This window comes from Piscinibacter gummiphilus (genome assembly GCF_002116905.1).
Taxonomy (GTDB): domain Bacteria; phylum Pseudomonadota; class Gammaproteobacteria; order Burkholderiales; family Burkholderiaceae_C; genus Rhizobacter; species Rhizobacter gummiphilus.
Genome location: NZ_CP015118.1, coordinates 2,638,309 through 2,654,770, shown reverse-complemented (window position 1 = coordinate 2,654,770; position 16,462 = coordinate 2,638,309). Strand labels below are relative to the sequence as shown.

The following is a 16,462-nucleotide window of genomic DNA, read 5'->3' as shown; positions in this document are numbered from 1 at the left end:
GACCGACCCACACGACACCCCGCCGCGGGCGGGCCGGGCAGCGCCTTGCCCGGTCGCCATGAAAGTGAGAGAGATTCCATGGACACCGTCCGACCCTTGCGTCTCGCCATCGCCGGCGCCGGCCTGATCGGCCGCGCGCACGCGCAACGCATCGCCCTGCTCCACGGCTGCGACCTCGCGGCCATCGCCGACCCGTCGCCCGCCGCGGCGGCCCTCGCGTCCGAACACGGCGTGCCGCTGTACGCGGACCTCGCCGCGCTGCTCGCCGCGGAGAAGCCCGACGGCGTGATCCTCGCGACCCCCAATGCGCTGCACGTGCCCGGCGCCCTGCTCTGCCTGGAGGCCGGCGTGCCGGTGCTCGTCGAGAAACCCGTCGCCGACACGGTGGACGAGGCCCAGCGCCTCGTCGAGGCCGCGGCGCGCACGCAGGTGCCGGTGCTCGTGGGCCACCACCGCCGCCACAGCGCGATCCTCGAACGCGCGGTGGAGACGGTGCAGAGCGGCGTGCTCGGCCGCATCGTGTCGGTCAACGCCAGCGCCACCTTCGTCAAGCCCGACCAGTACTTCGTCGACGGCCCCTGGCGCACGCAGCCGGGCGGCGGCCCGATCCTGATCAACCTCGTGCACGAGATCGACAACCTGCGCGCCCTCGTCGGCGACATCGTCGAGGTCCAGGCCTTCGCGTCGAGGGCCATCCGCGGCTTCCCCGTCGAGGACACGGTCGCCATCAACCTGCGCTTCGCCAACGGTGCGCTCGGCACGTTCATCCTGTCCGACTGCGCGGCCAGCCCGCGCAGCTGGGAGCAGACCGCCGGCGAGAACAAGAGCTACGACCACCACGCCGACGAGGACTGCTACGTGATCGCCGGCACGAACGGCTCGCTGGAGGTGCCCACGATGCGGCTTCGCCACTACGCCGGCGAGCGCTCGTGGTGGGCACCGCTCACCACGAAGACGCTGCCGCTGCCGGACGTGGACCCGCTCGCCAACCAGCTCGCCCACTTCTGCCAGGTGATCCGCGGCGAGGTCACGCCGCGCGTGACCGCGGCCGATGCCCGAAAGACACTGCAGGTGACGCTGGCCGTTGCCGAGGCGGCGCGCACGGAACGCGCCGTCGTCGTACGCTGACTCCCGAACCCTCCCAAGGAGACCTTCCGATGCGCAAGATCCTCGTCCTCAACGGACCCAACCTGAACCTGCTGGGCCAGCGCGAGCCGGGTGTGTACGGCGCCGCCACCCTCGCCGACGTCGAAACGCTCTGCCGCGACACCGCCGCGAAGATCGGCTTCGAGATCGACTTCCGCCAGAGCAACCATGAAGGCGTGCTGATCGACGCCCTCCAGGAAGCCGGCCGCGGCGTGAAGGCCGGCGAGGTGCTGGGCGTGGTGTTCAACCCCGGCGCCTACACGCACACGTCCGTCGCGCTGCACGACGCCATCAAGGGCGCCGAGGTGCCGGTGATCGAGACACACATCTCGAACGTGCACGCCCGCGAATCGTTCCGCCACCATTCGTACATCTCGCCGGCCGCTGCCGGCATCGTGGTGGGCTTCGGCGTCGACGGCTACGCCATCGCCATCGAAGGCCTGGCCCGCAAGTTCGGGAGGCCCGCATGAGCAGCATCCGCGAAGCCCTCGCCGACTCGCCGAACCCGCTGCAGCTCGACGGCATCGAGTTCGTCGAATACGCCACCAGCAAGCCGCAGGCCCTCGGCCAGGTGCTCGAGGTCATGGGCTTCCGCCCCGTGGCCCGCCACCGCTCGCGCGAGGTGCTGCTGTACCGCCAGGGCGACATGAACGTCATCGTCAACGCCCACGAGCCGCCGGGCGAGACGCCCTGCATCTCGGCCATCGCGCTGCGCGTGCGCGACGCGGCGCGCGCGTACCAGCAGGTGATCGCCAAGGGCGGCTGGGCCGTGCCCACGAAGGTCGAGGTGATGGAGCTCAACATCCCCGCCATCCATGGCGTGGGCAGCAGCCGCATCTACTTCGTCGACCGCTACACCGAGTTCTCGATCTACGACGTGGACTTCGTGCCCATCCCCACCGTCGACCAGAAGCCCCCGGCGCTCGCCGGCATGCACTGGTTCGGCGTGGTGCAGTACGTGGGCCTCGATCGCATCAACGACTGGATCGAGTTCTACGGCGAGCTGTTCGGCTTCCAGGTGACGCCGGCCGAGACGCACTTCGGCGTGCTGCACGCCGGCCGCATCCTGCGCAGCCCGTGCGGCAAGTTCTTCGTGCAGCTGATCGAACCCCTGCCCGACCTGCCGGACGACGAATCGCCCGAACGTTTCGAGCGCGTGGGCATCGGCGCGGCCGACATCCCGGCCGCGATGGCGGAGCTGCGCCAGCGCGGCGTCACGTTCGTCGACTCGCACGGCACCGGGGCGGACGCGCGCGGCGCGATCACCGAGACGTGGCTGGGCGGCGTGTGGTTCGAGCTCGTGCACGACGAGCGCTGACCCGGAGCCCGCCATGACCCAACCTCCGATCGACGTGTCCGACTTCGGCATGGACACCATCTCGATGTCCGGCAGCCTCGCGACGAAGCTGCAGGCCATCCGTGAAGGCGGCTTCTCGCAGGTGATGCTGTCGGCCCGCGACGTGGCCGGCCACGACGGCGGCCTGGAAGCGGCCGCGAAGCTCGTGCGCGACAGCGGCCTGCGCGTGAGCGGCTTCCAGGTGCTGCGCGACTTCGAGGGCCTCTCGGGCCACCTGCACGACTACAAGATCGACGTCGCCAAGTCGATGCTCGAGATGTGCAAGGCCGTGGGCTCGAAGCTGCTGCTCGTGTGCTCGTCCACCTCCACGCACGCCACCACCGACCTCGACGCGATGGCCCGCGACCTGCGCAAGCTCGCGATGCTCGCGCTGCCGCTCGGCATCAAGGTGGCGTTCGAGGGGCTGTCGTGGGGCCGCACCGTCAACGAGTTCCCGCAGGCCTGGGACCTCGTGTGCCGCGCCGACGCCCCCAACCTGGGCCTCGCGCTCGACTCCTTCCACGCCTTCGCGACGAAGACGCCGCTCGAGGAGCTGGAAGACCTCGACCCCGACCGCATCTTCTTCGTGCAGCTGGCCGACTTCATGTGGCAGGAGATCCGTTCGGTGGAGGAGCGCATCACCACGGCGCGCCACTTCCGCGTGTTCCCCGGCGAAGGGGTGCACAGCGAGCAGCTCGCGCACTTCGTGACGGCGCTGGATCGCCTCGGCTACCGCGGCGACTACAGCTTCGAGGTGTTCAACGACGACTACCAGCAGATGCAGCCCATCACCGTCGCGCAGCGCGCGTGGCGCTCGGCCGTGTGGCTGCAGGACGGGGTGCTTCGGCGGTCGGTGCCGTTGCCGGGGCAGATGCGGTTGAAGTCGCGCGCCTGAGCAGGCGCCGTCAGGGCGCCGGCCTCATCGCCCCGGACCGGGCGAGCCGGCGCACCCGCAGCAGCAGGAACACCGCGATCGACAGGTTCAGCGCGTTCCAGAGGATGCCGTTGACGAAGGCCGCCTGGTACGACCCGGTGAGGTCGAACACCTTGCCGGACATCCACCCGCCGAGCGCCATGCCGAACAGCGTGCACATCAGCACCGTGCCGAACCGTCCGCCCGCCTCGGCCGCGGGGAAATGCTCGCGCACGATGATGGCGTACATCGGGACGATGCCGCCCTGGAACAGGCCGAACAAGGCCGAGATGACGTAGAGGGACACGAGGCCGTCGAACGGCAGGAACAGCAGCAGCGCCACGCCCTGCAGCACCGAACCCAGCAGCAGCGTGCGCAGGCCGCCGATGCGGTCGCAGATGGCGCCGGACGCCACGCGGCTGACGATGCCGCAGGCGAGCATCAGCGACAGCATCTCGGCGCCACGCGCGGCACCGTAGCCGAGATCGCCGCAGTAGGCCACGATGTGCACCTGGGGCATGGCCATCGCGACGCAGCACGCGACACCCGCCACGCACAGCAGCGCCTGGGCCGCGCCCATCGTCATGCCGAAGGGCCGCGTGGAACCCACCGTGCCGGCGGCGCCCTGCCCCGCGGCAACGGCGGCGGGCGGGCGGGCGCGCAGCAGCAGCGCGAGCGGGGGCATCGTCACGGCGCAGAAGATGCCGAGGCCGATGTAGGTCTGGCGCCAGCCTTCGGTCTGGATGAAATGCTGCACCACCGGCGGCCAGATGGCCCCGGCGAAGTAGTTGCCGCTGGCGCACAGGGCCACGGCGATGCCGCGGCGGCGCACGAACCAGAGCGTGGCGTCGGCCACCAGCGGGCCGAACGTGGCCGAACTGCCCAGCATGCCGAGCAGCAGGCCGTGGGCGAGGCCGAACGCCCAGATGTCCCCCGTGTGCGCGGCGGCGAAGAAACCGATGCCGAGGCCGGCGGACCCGATCAGCGCGGGCACCATCACGCCGAAGCGGTCGGCGAGGCGCCCCATCAGCATGCCGCCGAACCCGAAGCCGATCATCATCAGCGTGTAGGGCATCGATGCATCGGCGCGGGCCACGCCGAACTCGGCCTGCACCGACGGCAGCACCACCGCGATCACGTACATGGAACCGCTGCCGATGGTCATCAGCAGCAGCGTGACCATCAGGCGGAACCAGGCGTAGCGGGAATCGACGGTGTGGGTGGCCATCCGTCGATTGTGGCCGCGGAACGCCCTGCCCGGGTGACCGGGGCGGATGTTTCCTGATCAGCCGGGATCGGTCGGGATCAGCCTTCTTTGCGGGGGCGGCCGGTCTTCAGGGGCTCGAGGCTGGCGAGGGCCGCCTGAAGCTGGGCGTCGGTCAGTGCGGCCAGGGCCTGCAGGCCGGCGCGCAGCAGCTCGCTCTTTTTCGTGGGACGGCGGAAGCCGAGCGCACGTTCCTTCAGGCTGTCGATCAGCGCGAAGTCGGACGACGGCATCGTGAAGCTGTCACGCACGAGCTTCTGCTTCACGGGCTTCGGGGACTTCTCGGCAACCGGTGCGGCCGCGGGCTTCTTCGCCGCGGCGGCCTTCTTCGCCGGTGCCGGCTTGGCGGCCACGGCCTTTTTCGCGGGCGCGGCCGGCTTGGCGGCGGGCGCCTTCTTCACGGCAGGCTTCTTCGCGGCAGCGGTCTTGCGGGCGGGGGCAGCGGTCTTGGCAACGGGCATGAAAAAACTCCGGGCGTGGTTGAAACGTATAAACAGTTTATACCGTTTATACGTTTTTCAACACCCGGAGGCTTTCCCTCGCCAGGAGGGCGTACGGCGGAACGCGGTATCAGGCCGCGGCGGACTTCCCGGCACGGCGGTTGGCGAACACACCCACCAGGCCGAGGCCCGCGAGCATCAGCGCCAGGGTTTCCGGCTCGGGCACCGGCGCCGACACGGGCGGCGAACCGGGCGTTCCGGAGAGTGCCGTGTCGTAGGCGGCCGAGACCCCCCCCGTGGCCTGCACCACGTAGCCGTAGGCCGTGTATTCGCACGGGCCTTCGCTGCAGTCGAGGCTGCCGAGCGAGATCGAACCGGCGCCGTCGGCGGCGCGCACGAAGAAGTTGGACACGTTGCCGCTCGACAGTGGCGAGTCGAAGTAGATCGCCGCCGCGTGGCCGTCGGCAATGGTCGAGATGAGCAGTTCGGTGAAGGTGTGGTTGCCGAACGTGGCCGCGAAGCCGGAGATGGCATCGGCGGCGTAGCCGTAGAACGTGGTGCCGCCGGAGACCAGCGTGTCCACCGGGTTGGCGGTGGACTCGATGAAGAACGAGGTGGAGAACTCGTAGTTCAGCCCGGTGCCGAAGACCGGGTTCTCCACGGTGTTGAACGTACCGGAGAAGGTCAGCGCGAGCGGTGCCGCCGAAGCGCCCACCGACGACAGGGCCAGGGCACATCCGGCCACCAGGCCGGCAACACGTGTGGATGATTTCATGGTTCTTGGAGATATCCGAATGGCGTCGATGTTGCCGCAGTCGCCGAGTGTGACCTATCCCGCATCTGCGGGTATCGGGATGTAAGCCGCGGATCTGCCGATACTCGTGCGATCGATTCGGATATTCAGTTTGCCCACCCGCAACGGGGCGGCAAAAACGAAAAAGCCCTGCAAGCTTTCGCTTGCAGGGCTTTCGTGTTGGCGGAGTGGACGGGGCTCGAACCCGCGACCCCCGGCGTGACAGGCCGGTATTCTAACCAACTGAACTACCACTCCATGATGGCTTCCAGATTTCTCTGCAAGCGCCATCAAACTTGGCGTCCCCTAGGGGATTCGAACCCCTGTAGCCACCGTGAAAGGGTGGTGTCCTAGGCCTCTAGACGAAGGGGACAAATCCTTCTTCTCTTGAACAGCGCCACCGCGACCCGAAGGTTTTTGGTGGAGGTAAGCGGGATCGAACCGCTGACCTCTTGCATGCCATGCAAGCGCTCTCCCAGCTGAGCTATACCCCCGTAAACTCTGCTTCTGATCTTTCGATCTGTCTGCTTCGTTTTGCTGTTCAAGCGAGAATACGATTATAGAACGACTTTCAGAAAGCACGCAAGCGTTTCATCGCACTTTCTTTGTCGAACAGTTCAAGCACTGCATCGAGCGACGGCGTCTGCGCGCGGCCGCACACCAGAACACGGGCGGCGTGGGCCAGCACCGGCATCTTCAGCGAGTGAGCCGCGAGCGTTTCCTTGATGGCTGCAGCGATGGCGGCCTTGCTCCACTCCACGGTGGCGAGCTTGTCCGCGAGCGTCGCGAGGGCCGGCTTCACGGCATCGGTCACGTGCGTGGCCAGGTCCTCGGCCGATGGGCTCACGTCGGCGAAGTACATCTGTGCCCAGTCCGCGAGTTCGACCGTCGTGGCGCAGCGGTCCTTGAACAGACCGCACACGCGCGCAAGGTGGTCGTCGGCCTTCGCGGCGATGCCGCGGCGCGCGAACTGCGCGGCCACGAGCGGCGCGAGGTCCGCATCGGGCGTGGCCTTGATGTACTGGCCGTTGACCCAGTTGAGCTTGGCCGCGTCCCACTGCGCCGCGCTCTTCGCGAGGTGCGTGCCATCGAACCAGGACACGAGCTGCTCGCGCGAGTACACCTCGTCGTCGCCGTGGCTCCAGCCCAGGCGCGAGAGGTAGTTGATCATCGCGGCGGGCAGGTAACCGCCCTCCTCGTACTGCAGCACGCTCACCGCACCGTGGCGCTTCGACAGCTTCTCGCCATCGGGGCCGAGGATCATCGGCGTGTGGCCGTACACGGGCAGTTCGGCGCCGAGCGCGCGCAGGATGTTGATCTGGCGCGGGGTGTTGTTGACGTGGTCGTCGCCGCGGATCACGTGGGTGATCTGCATGTCGAGGTCGTCGACCACCACGCAGAAGTTGTACGTGGGCGTGCCCACCTGGCCAGGCACGCTCGACGGACGCGCGATCACGAGGTCGTCGAGTTCGCGGTTGCTGATGGTGATGGGGCCCTTGACCAGGTCGTCCCACGTGACGTCGCCGTCGATGGGGTTGCGGAAGCGGATCACCGGCGGCACACCTTCCGGCACGGGCGGCAGCACCTTGCCCGGCTCGGGACGCCAGCGGCCGTCGTAGCGCGGCTTGTCGCCGCGGGCACGCTGCGCCTCGCGCATCTCGTCGAGTTCGGCGGGCGTGCAGTAGCAGTGGTACGCGGTGCCGGCCTCGAGCATCGACGCGATCACCTCGCGGTACCGGTCGAGGCGCTGCATCTGATAGAAGGGACCTTCGTCGTAGCCGAGGTCGAGCCACTTCATCGCCGCGATGATCTGGTCGACGGCCTCCTGCGTGGAGCGGGCCTCGTCGGTGTCTTCGATGCGCAGGATGAAGTCGCCGCCGAAGTGGCGGGCGAACGCCCACGAGAACAGCGCAGTGCGCGCCGTGCCGAGGTGCAGGAAGCCCGTGGGCGACGGGGCGATGCGGGTGCGGATCTTTCGGGTCATGGTGTCAGGGTGTCGAGACCGCGTTGCAGGTCGGCCTTCAGGTCGCGCACGTCTTCCAGGCCGACCGCGACGCGGATCAGGCCCTGCACGATGCCCGCGGCCTGGCGCTGGTCCTCGGTCAGGCGGCCGTGCGACGTGCTGGCCGGGTGGGTGATGGTGGTCTTGGTGTCGCCGAGGTTCGCGGTGATGGAGCACACGCGGGTGCTGTCGATCACGTGGAACGCGTTCTTGCGCGCGGCGGGCGCACCGCCGTCGGCCGCGCCGCGCACGACGAACGACACGACGGCGCCGCCGCTGCCGTTCTGCTGCGCCATCGCGAGTTCGTGCTGCGGGTGCGAGACGAGGCCCGGGTAGTACACCCGTTCGACCTGCGGCTGCGATTCGAGCCACGCGGCGAGTTCGAGCGCGCGGCGGGCCTGCGCCTCCATGCGGATCGACAGCGTCTCGAGGCCCTTCAACACCACCCACGCGTTGAACGGCGAGAGCGAGATGCCGGCGCTGCGCATCACCGGCACGAACTTCTCGTTGATGAGCGACTCGCTGCCGCACACCGCGCCGGCGAGCACACGGCCCTGCCCGTCCAGGTACTTGGTGCCCGAGTGCACGATCAGGTCGGCGCCGAACTCCTTCGGGCGCTGCAGCGCGGGCGAGCAGAAGCAGTTGTCGACGGCGAGCAGCGCACCGGCGGCATGGGCGATGTCGGCCAGTGCGCGGATGTCGCAGATCTCGGTGAGCGGGTTCGTGGGCGACTCGGCGAACAGCAGCTTCGTGTTCGGCTTGACCGCCGCACGCCACGCGGCGGCATCGGTCTGCGGCACGAAGGTCACCTCGACGCCGAACTTCGCGAACTCGCGGCCGAACAGCACGAGCGTGGAGCCGAACACGCTCTGCGAGCAGACGACGTGGTCACCGGCCTTCAGCAGCGCGAGGCCCAGCAGCAGGATGGCGCTCATGCCGCTGGCCGTGGCGATGGCGGCCTCGGTGCCTTCGAGCGCGGCCAGCCGCCGCTCGAACATCATCACCGTGGGGTTCGTGAAGCGCGAGTACGTGAACGCCTCTTCCTCGTTGGCGAACCGCGCCGCGGCCGTGGCCGCGTCGGGCTGCACGAAGCTGCTGGTCAGGAACAGCGCCTCCGAGTTCTCGCCCCAGGGCGTGCGCGGCAGGCCCTCGCGCACCGCGAGCGTGTCGGGGTGAAGCCCCTCGGGCAGGTCGACGCGCGGGATGCGTTTCATCGTCAGCCGCGCTCCGTGCCGCCCTGTAGCGCGAGGCGCGTGCGGTCGTTCGACTCTTCCTCGTCGCCCTGCGCCTTGCGCTGCTCGGCCATCTTGGTGAAGTCTTCCACCGAGACGTCGCCGGTGACGTAGTGGCCGTCGAAGCACGAGGCCTCGAAGCCGTCGAGGCCCGGGCGCAGCGCGGCGACCACGTTCTTCATCGCGTCGACGTCCTGGTAGATCAGCGCGTCGGCGCCGATGAACTCGCGGATCTCTTCGTTGCTGCGGTTGTGCGCGATGAGTTCCTCGCTCGTGGGCATGTCGATGCCGTACACGTTGGGATAACGCACCGGCGGCGCGGCCGAGGCCATGTAGACCTTGCGGGCGCCGGCGTCACGCGCCATCTGCACGATTTCCTTCGACGTGGTGCCGCGCACGATGGAGTCGTCCACCAGCAGCACGTTGCGGCCCTTGAACTCGACGCCGATGGCGTTGAGCTTCTGGCGCACGGACTTCTTGCGGACGCCCTGCCCCGGCATGATGAACGTGCGACCCACGTAGCGGTTCTTGACGAAGCCCTCGCGGTACGGCTTGCCGAGCTTCTGCGCCAGCTGCATGGCCGACGGGCGGCTCGACTCGGGGATCGGGATCACCACGTCGATGTCCTTCGGCGGCACGGTGGAGATCACGCGCTTGGCGAGCGTCTCGCCCATGTTCAGGCGGGCCTGGTACACCGAGATGCCGTCCATCACCGAATCCGGGCGCGCGAGGTACACGTACTCGAACATGCAGGGGTTGAGCTTCGGGCTGTCGGCGCACTGGCGGGCGTGCACCACGCCCTCCATGTCGATGAAGATGGCCTCGCCGGGCGCCACGTCGCGCGTGACGTTGTGGCTCGTGCCCTCGATGGCCACCGACTCGCTGGCGACCACCACCTCGCGCTCACCATCGGCCGACACCGACTCGCCGAAGCACAGCGGGCGGATGCCGAACGGATCGCGGAAGGCCAGCAGGCCGTGGCCGGCGATCAGCGCCACCACGGCGTACGAGCCCTTCAGGCGACGGTGCACGGCGCTCACGGCGTCGAACACGATCTCGGGCGTGAGCTGCTTGTCGCGCGCGGCGGCGCCCAGTTCATGGGCGACGACGTTGATCAGCACCTCGGTGTCGCTGGTGGTGTTGATGTGGCGGCGGTCGATGTCGACCAGCTCCTGCTTCAGCGAATGGGCGTTCGTCAGGTTGCCGTTGTGCACGAGCACGATGCCGAACGGCGCGTTCACGTAGAACGGCTGCGCCTCCTCCTCGCTGTAGGCGTTGCCGGCCGTGGGGTAGCGGACCTGGCCGAGGCCCACGTTGCCGGGCAGCGCCCGCATGTTGCGGGTGCGGAAGACGTCGCGCACCATGCCGCGCGCCTTGTGCATGTAGCACTTGCTGTCCTGCATGGTGACGATGCCGGCGGCATCCTGTCCGCGGTGCTGCAGCAGCAGCAGCGCGTCGTAGATCAACTGATTGACCGGCGCTTTGGAGATGACGCCGAAGATGCCGCACATAAACCGATTCCTTGCTTGTGAATCAACGCGCCGGATTCACGCCGGCAGAAACTTCGAGATGGGGGCCGGCAGCATCGGCTTCAAGCCGGTGACGGCCGCCTGCAGCCAGGGCACCCCGGCGGACTCGCGCCACTCGGGCGAACTCGCCACGGGCGTCATCGAGACCAGCGTGACGAGCACCAGCAGCACCACCACGCCCCGCACCCCGCCGAACACCGCTCCCAGGCCGCGGTCGACGAGGCTGAGCGGGGTCGCGTGGATGATCAGGCGCACGATGCGCGAGCCCACGGCCCACACGAACAGCGCCACGACGAAGGTCAGCGCGAAGGCCGCGACGATGTTCGCCCGCGAGCCCGGCTCGCCGACGGGCAGGTGCGGCGCCACTTCCGGCGCGAACCAGTGCGCCACGAAGTACGCCACCACCCAGCCCACGAGCGACATCAACTCGAACACGAGCCCGCGCGCCACGCCGATCGCGATGGACACGAGGAGCACCGCGAGCAACGCCATGTCGACCCAGGCCATGCAATGCCATCACAGCGTGTAGACGGCGGACCCGAGCCCGGCGGACTTGATCTTGCCGGCGGCCTTGTCGGCCTCGGCCCGGTTCGCGAACGGGCCCACGCGAACGCGGATGCGGTTGCCGGACGAGGTCTCGACCACCTGCGTGTAGGTCTTCAGGCCGAGCTTCTCGACCTTCTGGCGGGCTTCACGCGCCGCGTTCATCTCCGAGAAGGCGCCCACCTGCACGATGAAGCGGCCAGCCGATTCCTCGGCGGGCTTGCTGCTCTCGGTGCGCTTCGGCGCGTCCTGTCCGTTGAGCAGGGCCTGGGCGCGGTTGGCGTCGGCCGCGGGCTTGGGCTTGTCGGCGGGCTTGTCTGCAGGCTTGCGCTCGGCGGGTTTCTCCGCCGGCTTTTCAGCGGGTTTCTCGACCGGCTTCGGTGCGGGCTTCGGCGGCTCGGGGCGGCGCTCGGGCTCCGGCTTCGGCGCCGGCTCGGGCTTCGGGGCGGGAGCTTCCTCGGCCGGCGCGGGCGCGGGCTCGGGGGGCGTGACCTCGCGTCCGGCATCGGCGGCCGATTCGTTGACCACGGCGCCCTGCCCGCCCGTGGCGGCCGGCGCGCGGTCGGACGAGGCCACGGACACCGACGCATCGCGGCGGGCGATGTCGATGGGGGTGTCGACGGGCAGCGGGCGCGGCTGCGTCGCGAAGATCATCGGGAAACCGATCACGCCGGCGACCACGAGCACGGCCGCGCCGATCAGGCGCTGGCGGGCGCGGGTGCGGGCCTGCTGGACCGCGTCGACGGGGTCCTTCGAGGGGGCCGCCTTCGACGGAGCCGCCTTCGGTGCGTCACCGGAGGGGCGCTTCAAGAATGACAACAATCCCATGCGCTGTTGGTTCCGCGGTTGATCCCGTGTGGGTGAATGGCAGCTGAAGGCGAGAAGACATCAGGGCGCCGGCACGGTTGCCGGCCGCCGTTCAGGCCAGATGTTTGGCGTTGAGGCGGGGCAGCCCGTCCTTCAGCACGCCACCCACCGTGTAGAACGATCCGAAGACCACGATTCTATCAGCGGGGTCCGATGCCGACAGCGCCGCGACGAGCGCGGAACGGGGGTCGGGATGACGGAACACCGAAACCGGGCCGGGCCCCTTCAGGGCGAGGCCGGCGTGTTGCGCCTCGAGTTCTTCCGCCGTGGCCGCCCGCGGCACCGGCAGGTCGCAGAAGTGCCACTCGTCGACCACCGGCGCCATGCGCGTGAGGATGGCGGCGATGTCCTTGTCCTTCATCGCACCGAACACCACGCGGGTGCGCGGGTGGAAGGGCATGTTGTCGAGGTTGTTCACGAGCGTGGCCACCGCGTGCGGGTTGTGCGCCACGTCGAGCACCACGGTGGGCTGCCCCGGCATGATCTGGAACCGGCCCGGCAGTTCGACGATGGCCAGGCCGTTGCGGATCGCCTGTGCCGTGACGGGGAGCCGGTCGCGCAGGGCCTCGAACACGGCGATCATGCCGGAGGCGTTCAGCAGCTGGTTCGCACCGCGCAGCGCCGGGTACGCCAGCGCGTTGAAGCGCTTGCTGCGGCCCGCCCAGCCCCACTGCTGCTTGTCGCCGGCGTAGTTGAAATCGCGGCCGATCTGCCACAGGTCGGCCCCGATGGCCTCGGCATGAGCCGCCAGGCTCGCGGGCGGCACCGGGTCGCTCACGATGGCCGGCTTGCCCGGGCGCATGATCTGGGCCTTCTCGCGGCCGATGGATTCGCGGTCCGGCCCCAGGTAATCCATGTGGTCGAGGTCGATGCTGGTGATGACAGCGCAGTCGGTGTCGATCACGTTGACCGCGTCCAGTCGGCCGCCCAGGCCCACTTCCAGGATGACGAAGTCGACGTCCGCCTGCGACAGCAGACGCATGATGGCGAGCGTGGTGAACTCGAAGTACGTGAGGGTGATGTCACCCCTCGCCTGCTCCACCGCCTCGAAGTGCGGCACGAGGTCGGCCGCGGACACCATCGCGCCGTTGACGCGGCAGCGCTCCTCGAAGTGCACGAAGTGCGGCTTGATGTAGAGCCCCACACGGTAGCCCGCCTGCAGGCCCACGGCCTCCAGCATCGCGCACGTGGAGCCCTTGCCGTTGGTGCCGGCCACGGTGACGACGGGCACCTTGAACGCGAGCCCCAGGCGCGCCTTCAGCTCGGTCATGCGCGACAGCGTCATGTCGATGGTGCTGGGGTGCAGGCGCTCGCAGTGGGCGAGCCATTCGTCGAGGTTGGTGGGCAACGGCATGGCGGGTGACTCGGGAAGCACAAGGGCGGCCGAAGCCGCCCTTGGGTGGAACAGAGAGAGAAGGATCAGGCGACCGCGTCGGCGCTCTGACGCTGCAGCATCGCGAGCGCACGCGCGATGGTGCCGCGCAGCTCCCGGCGGTCGACGATCATGTCGACGGCACCCTTCTGCACGAGGAACTCGGCGCGCTGGAAGCCTTCGGGCAGCTTCTCGCGCACGGTGTCCTGGATCACGCGCGGACCGGCGAAGCCGATCAGGGCCTTCGGTTCGGCGATGACCATGTCGCCCATGAACGCGAAGCTCGCCGACACGCCACCCATCGTCGGGTCGGTCAGCACGCTGACGTACGGCAGCTTCGCCTTCGCCAGGCGCGTGAGCGCGGCGTTGGTCTTGGCCATCTGCATCAGGCTCAGCAGGCCTTCCTGCATGCGCGCGCCGCCGGTGGCGGTGAAGCTGATGAAGGGCACCTTCTGCTCGACGGCGGTCTCGACGCCTCGCACGAAGCGTTCGCCCACCACGGAGCCCATCGAGCCGCCCATGAAGTCGAACTCGAAGCAGGCCGCCACCACGGGGATGGTGTGGATGGCACCGCCCATCACGACGAGCGCATCGGTCTCGCCGGTGGCTTCCATCGCGGCCTTGAGGCGCTCGGGGTACTTCTTGCTGTCCTTGAACTTCAGCGCGTCGACCGGCACCACTTCCTGGCCCAGCTCGTAGCGGCCTTCGCCGTCGAGGAAGGCGTTCAGGCGCGCGCGGGCGCCGATGCGGTGGTGGTGGCCGCACTTCGGGCAGACGTTGACGTTCTGCTCGAGGTCGTTCTTGTAGAGCACCGTCTCGCAGGACGGGCACTTGATCCAGAGACCTTCGGGGACCGTGCGGCGTTCGCTCGGGTCGGTCTGCTGCATCTTGGGAGGCAGCAGTTTTTCAAGCCAACTCATCGGTGGACTCCTTTCAGGGTGTCGAGCGCGGTGCGGATTTCAGCGATGAACTTCGCCGCCTCGGAAACGACATTGTCGCGTGTTTGGACTTCCAGAATCTGGATGAGTTTCGACCCGATCACGACCGCATCGGACACTTCGCCGACGGCCTTGGCCGTTTCGGCGTCACGGATGCCGAAACCGACCCCGACCGGCACGCCCACGTGGGCCTTGATGCGCGGCACCATGGTGGCCACCGCGCCGGTGTCCAGGTTCCCGGCCCCGGTCACACCCTTCAGCGAGACATAGTACACATAGCCGCGGGCGATGCGGCCCACGTCCTTCATGCGCTGCTCGGTGGACGTGGGGGCCAGCAGGAAGATGGGGTCGAGCTGGTGCGCGGCCAGACGGGCTGCGAAGGCCTCGCATTCCTCGGGCGGATAGTCGACCACCAGCACGCCGTCCACGCCGGCCTCGGCCGCGTCGCGCACGAAGGCATCGGCGCCCAGGCGCTGGTCGTAGCGTTCGATGGGGTTCGCATAGCCCATCAGCACGATCGGGGTGGTCTGGTTCTTCTCGCGGAAGGCACGCACGTAGGCGAGCACCTGCGGGGTGCCGATGCCGTGCGACAGCGCACGTTCGGCGGCCCGCTGGATGACGGGACCGTCGGCCATGGGATCGGAGAACGGCACGCCCAGCTCGATCACGTCGGCACCGGCCTCGGCCATCGCGAGCATCAGCTCGACGGTGGCATCGGGGAACGGGTCACCGGCGGCGATGTAGGGGATCAGTGCCTTGCGGCCTTTTGCCTTGAGGGCGTCGAAACACGCTTTGATGCGGCTCATGCGCGGCCTTTCGCGAGCGCTTCGGCGCCCTTCACGGTGCGGCCGGCTTCCGAGGGCCGGTTGTAGAACGACGCGCCGGACAGGTCGGCGACGGTGCCGATGTCCTTGTCGCCGCGGCCGGACAGGTTCACGAGCAGGCTCTGGTCGGGGCGCATGGTGTGGGCGAGCTTCAGGGCGTGCGCGAAGGCGTGCGACGACTCGAGCGCGGGGATGATGCCCTCGGTGCGGCACAGGTGGTGGAACGCGGCGAGCGCCTCGGCATCGGTGATGCCGACGTACTCGGCGCGGCCGATGTCCTTCAGGTACGCGTGCTCGGGGCCCACGCCGGGGTAGTCGAGGCCGGCCGAGATCGAGTGGGTCTCAGTGATCTGGCCGTTGTCGTCCTGCAGCAGGTAGGTGCGGTTGCCGTGCAGCACGCCGGGCGAGCCGGCGATCAGCGTGGCGGAGTGCTTGCCGCTGTCGAGGCCCTCGCCCGCCGCCTCGACGCCGATCAGGCGCGTGCCGGCGACGTCGATGTACGGGTAGAAGATGCCCATGGCGTTGCTGCCGCCGCCCACGCACGCGATGACCGCGTCGGGCTGCTTGCCGCCGCCCAGCATGGCCGGCATCTGCACGAGGCACTCGTCGCCGATCACCCGCTGGAAGTCGCGCACCATCGCCGGGTACGGGTGCGGGCCCGCGACCGTGCCGATGATGTAGAACGTGCTCTCGATGTTGGTGACCCAGTCGCGCATGGCTTCGTTCAGCGCGTCCTTCAGGGTCTTGGAGCCGCTTTCCACGGGCACCACGGTGGCGCCCAGCAGGTTCATGCGGTACACGTTGGGCGACTGGCGCTTGACGTCCTCGCTGCCCATGTAGACCACGCACTCCATGCCGTAGCGGGCGCAGATGGTGGCCGTGGCCACGCCGTGCTGGCCGGCGCCGGTCTCGGCGATCACCCGCTTCTTGCCCATGCGGCGCGCGAGCAGCGCCTGGCCGATGGTGTTGTTGACCTTGTGCGCGCCCGTGTGGTTCAGATCCTCGCGCTTCAGGTAGATCTGGGCGCCGCCCAGTTCCCGGCTGGTGCGCGCGGCGTGGTAGATCGGGCTCGGGCGGCCCACGAAGTGGGCCAGTTCGCTGCGGTACTCGGCGAGGAAGTCGGGATCCTTCTGGGCCGCGTCCCACGCGGACTTCAGTTCGTCAAGCGCGTGGATCAGCGTTTCCGCCACGAAGGTGCCGCCATAGGGGCCGAAATGCCCCCGGGCGTCGGGTTGCTGGTAAGTCATGGAAATCCTTGGAATC

General features: G+C 68.8%; 16 protein-coding genes and 3 tRNA genes. 4 read left to right on the top strand and 15 right to left on the bottom strand.

All coding sequences use genetic code 11. The annotated features are described in order from the left end of the window. The first annotated feature begins 78 nt into the window (after window positions 1-78). The 4 genes from A4W93_RS11815 to A4W93_RS11800 are packed head-to-tail and all read left to right on the top strand — an operon-like array spanning window position 79 to window position 3,377. On the top strand, window positions 79-1,128 hold the full coding sequence (locus A4W93_RS11815; RefSeq protein WP_085750791.1) for a Gfo/Idh/MocA family protein: 1,050 nt from the start codon (window positions 79-81) through the stop codon (window positions 1,126-1,128). 29 nt (window positions 1,129-1,157) lie between these two features. Beyond that, the gene (aroQ, locus tag A4W93_RS11810; RefSeq protein WP_085750790.1) at window positions 1,158-1,616 is read left to right on the top strand and encodes a type II 3-dehydroquinate dehydratase; all 459 of its coding nucleotides are present in this window, start codon (window positions 1,158-1,160) and stop codon (window positions 1,614-1,616) included. Next, window positions 1,613-2,464, top strand: coding sequence for a VOC family protein (locus A4W93_RS11805; RefSeq protein ID WP_085750789.1), 852 nt, complete (start codon window positions 1,613-1,615; stop codon window positions 2,462-2,464). The genes aroQ and A4W93_RS11805 overlap by 4 nt, the downstream gene beginning before the upstream one ends. A 13-nt stretch (window positions 2,465-2,477) precedes the next feature. Further along, window positions 2,478-3,377: a sugar phosphate isomerase/epimerase family protein gene (locus A4W93_RS11800; RefSeq protein WP_085750788.1), complete on the top strand. Its 900-nt coding sequence runs from the start codon at window positions 2,478-2,480 to the stop codon at window positions 3,375-3,377. Window positions 3,378-3,387: 10 nt separating this feature from the next. Here the strand turns inward: A4W93_RS11800 and A4W93_RS11795 are convergent, their stop codons facing one another. The 15 genes from A4W93_RS11795 to trpB form a co-directional block, all read right to left on the bottom strand. Then, window positions 3,388-4,623 carry an MFS transporter gene (locus tag A4W93_RS11795; protein WP_085750787.1) on the bottom strand — a complete coding sequence of 412 codons (1,236 nt, stop codon included), beginning with the start codon at window positions 4,621-4,623 and terminating at the stop codon, window positions 3,388-3,390. Between the two features lie 77 nt (window positions 4,624-4,700). Beyond that, window positions 4,701-5,120, bottom strand: coding sequence for a hypothetical protein (locus tag A4W93_RS11790; protein ID WP_085750786.1), 420 nt, complete (start codon window positions 5,118-5,120; stop codon window positions 4,701-4,703). Window positions 5,121-5,229: 109 nt separating this feature from the next. After that, the gene (locus A4W93_RS11785) at window positions 5,230-5,874 is read right to left on the bottom strand and encodes a PEP-CTERM sorting domain-containing protein (RefSeq protein WP_099959894.1); all 645 of its coding nucleotides are present in this window, start codon (window positions 5,872-5,874) and stop codon (window positions 5,230-5,232) included. 199 nt (window positions 5,875-6,073) lie between these two features. Then, window positions 6,074-6,150: transfer RNA gene (locus A4W93_RS11780), tRNA-Asp, on the bottom strand. A 39-nt stretch (window positions 6,151-6,189) separates the two neighbouring features. Further along, window positions 6,190-6,265: transfer RNA gene (locus A4W93_RS11775), tRNA-Glu, on the bottom strand. A 45-nt stretch (window positions 6,266-6,310) separates the two neighbouring features. After that, window positions 6,311-6,386, bottom strand: a tRNA-Ala gene (locus tag A4W93_RS11770). A gap of 77 nt (window positions 6,387-6,463) precedes the next feature. Further along, the gene (gltX, locus tag A4W93_RS11765) at window positions 6,464-7,876 is read right to left on the bottom strand and encodes a glutamate--tRNA ligase (RefSeq protein WP_085750784.1); all 1,413 of its coding nucleotides are present in this window, start codon (window positions 7,874-7,876) and stop codon (window positions 6,464-6,466) included. After that, window positions 7,873-9,108, bottom strand: coding sequence for an O-succinylhomoserine sulfhydrylase (locus A4W93_RS11760; RefSeq protein WP_085750783.1), 1,236 nt, complete (start codon window positions 9,106-9,108; stop codon window positions 7,873-7,875). Before A4W93_RS11760 ends, gltX begins: the two co-directional genes overlap by 4 nt. 2 nt (window positions 9,109-9,110) lie before the next feature. Next, the gene (gene purF, locus A4W93_RS11755; protein WP_085750782.1) at window positions 9,111-10,637 is read right to left on the bottom strand and encodes an amidophosphoribosyltransferase; all 1,527 of its coding nucleotides are present in this window, start codon (window positions 10,635-10,637) and stop codon (window positions 9,111-9,113) included. A gap of 36 nt (window positions 10,638-10,673) precedes the next feature. Continuing rightward, window positions 10,674-11,162, bottom strand: coding sequence for a CvpA family protein (locus tag A4W93_RS11750; RefSeq protein ID WP_085750781.1), 489 nt, complete (start codon window positions 11,160-11,162; stop codon window positions 10,674-10,676). Window positions 11,163-11,171: 9 nt separating this feature from the next. Then, window positions 11,172-12,008 (bottom strand): SPOR domain-containing protein, encoded by an 837-nt coding sequence (locus A4W93_RS11745; protein WP_237357765.1) that lies wholly within the window; start codon window positions 12,006-12,008, stop codon window positions 11,172-11,174. Window positions 12,009-12,117: 109 nt separating this feature from the next. Further along, window positions 12,118-13,419, bottom strand: a complete 1,302-nt coding sequence (gene folC, locus A4W93_RS11740; protein WP_085750779.1) for a bifunctional tetrahydrofolate synthase/dihydrofolate synthase — start codon at window positions 13,417-13,419, stop codon at window positions 12,118-12,120. Between the two features lie 65 nt (window positions 13,420-13,484). Then, window positions 13,485-14,357, bottom strand: coding sequence for an acetyl-CoA carboxylase, carboxyltransferase subunit beta (gene accD, locus A4W93_RS11735; RefSeq protein ID WP_085750778.1), 873 nt, complete (start codon window positions 14,355-14,357; stop codon window positions 13,485-13,487). Further along, complete coding sequence (gene trpA / locus A4W93_RS11730) at window positions 14,354-15,181, bottom strand: tryptophan synthase subunit alpha (RefSeq protein WP_085750777.1); 828 nt, start codon at window positions 15,179-15,181, stop codon at window positions 14,354-14,356. Before trpA ends, accD begins: the two co-directional genes overlap by 4 nt. Then, window positions 15,178-16,446, bottom strand: a complete 1,269-nt coding sequence (gene trpB / locus A4W93_RS11725) for a tryptophan synthase subunit beta (protein WP_085750776.1) — start codon at window positions 16,444-16,446, stop codon at window positions 15,178-15,180. Before trpB ends, trpA begins: the two co-directional genes overlap by 4 nt. Window positions 16,447-16,462 lie beyond the last annotated feature (16 nt).

Bases quoted from the DNA above. Each gene is read 5' to 3' on its own strand.
- A4W93_RS11815 (WP_085750791.1), top strand. From the start codon at position 79: ATGGACACCGTCCGACCCTTGCGTCTCGCCATCGCCGGCGCCGGCCTG.
- aroQ (WP_085750790.1), top strand. From the start codon at position 1,158: ATGCGCAAGATCCTCGTCCTCAACGGACCCAACCTGAACCTGCTGGGC.
- A4W93_RS11795 (WP_085750787.1), bottom strand. From the start codon at position 4,623: ATGGCCACCCACACCGTCGATTCCCGCTACGCCTGGTTCCGCCTGATG.
- A4W93_RS11805 (WP_085750789.1), top strand. From the start codon at position 1,613: ATGAGCAGCATCCGCGAAGCCCTCGCCGACTCGCCGAACCCGCTGCAG.
- A4W93_RS11785 (WP_099959894.1), bottom strand. From the start codon at position 5,874: ATGAAATCATCCACACGTGTTGCCGGCCTGGTGGCCGGATGTGCCCTG.
- A4W93_RS11790 (WP_085750786.1), bottom strand. From the start codon at position 5,120: ATGCCCGTTGCCAAGACCGCTGCCCCCGCCCGCAAGACCGCTGCCGCG.
- A4W93_RS11800 (WP_085750788.1), top strand. From the start codon at position 2,478: ATGACCCAACCTCCGATCGACGTGTCCGACTTCGGCATGGACACCATC.
- purF (WP_085750782.1), bottom strand. From the start codon at position 10,637: ATGTGCGGCATCTTCGGCGTCATCTCCAAAGCGCCGGTCAATCAGTTG.
- trpA (WP_085750777.1), bottom strand. From the start codon at position 15,181: ATGAGCCGCATCAAAGCGTGTTTCGACGCCCTCAAGGCAAAAGGCCGC.
- folC (WP_085750779.1), bottom strand. From the start codon at position 13,419: ATGCCGTTGCCCACCAACCTCGACGAATGGCTCGCCCACTGCGAGCGC.
- A4W93_RS11750 (WP_085750781.1), bottom strand. From the start codon at position 11,162: ATGGCCTGGGTCGACATGGCGTTGCTCGCGGTGCTCCTCGTGTCCATC.
- accD (WP_085750778.1), bottom strand. From the start codon at position 14,357: ATGAGTTGGCTTGAAAAACTGCTGCCTCCCAAGATGCAGCAGACCGAC.
- trpB (WP_085750776.1), bottom strand. From the start codon at position 16,446: ATGACTTACCAGCAACCCGACGCCCGGGGGCATTTCGGCCCCTATGGC.
- gltX (WP_085750784.1), bottom strand. From the start codon at position 7,876: ATGACCCGAAAGATCCGCACCCGCATCGCCCCGTCGCCCACGGGCTTC.
- A4W93_RS11760 (WP_085750783.1), bottom strand. From the start codon at position 9,108: ATGAAACGCATCCCGCGCGTCGACCTGCCCGAGGGGCTTCACCCCGAC.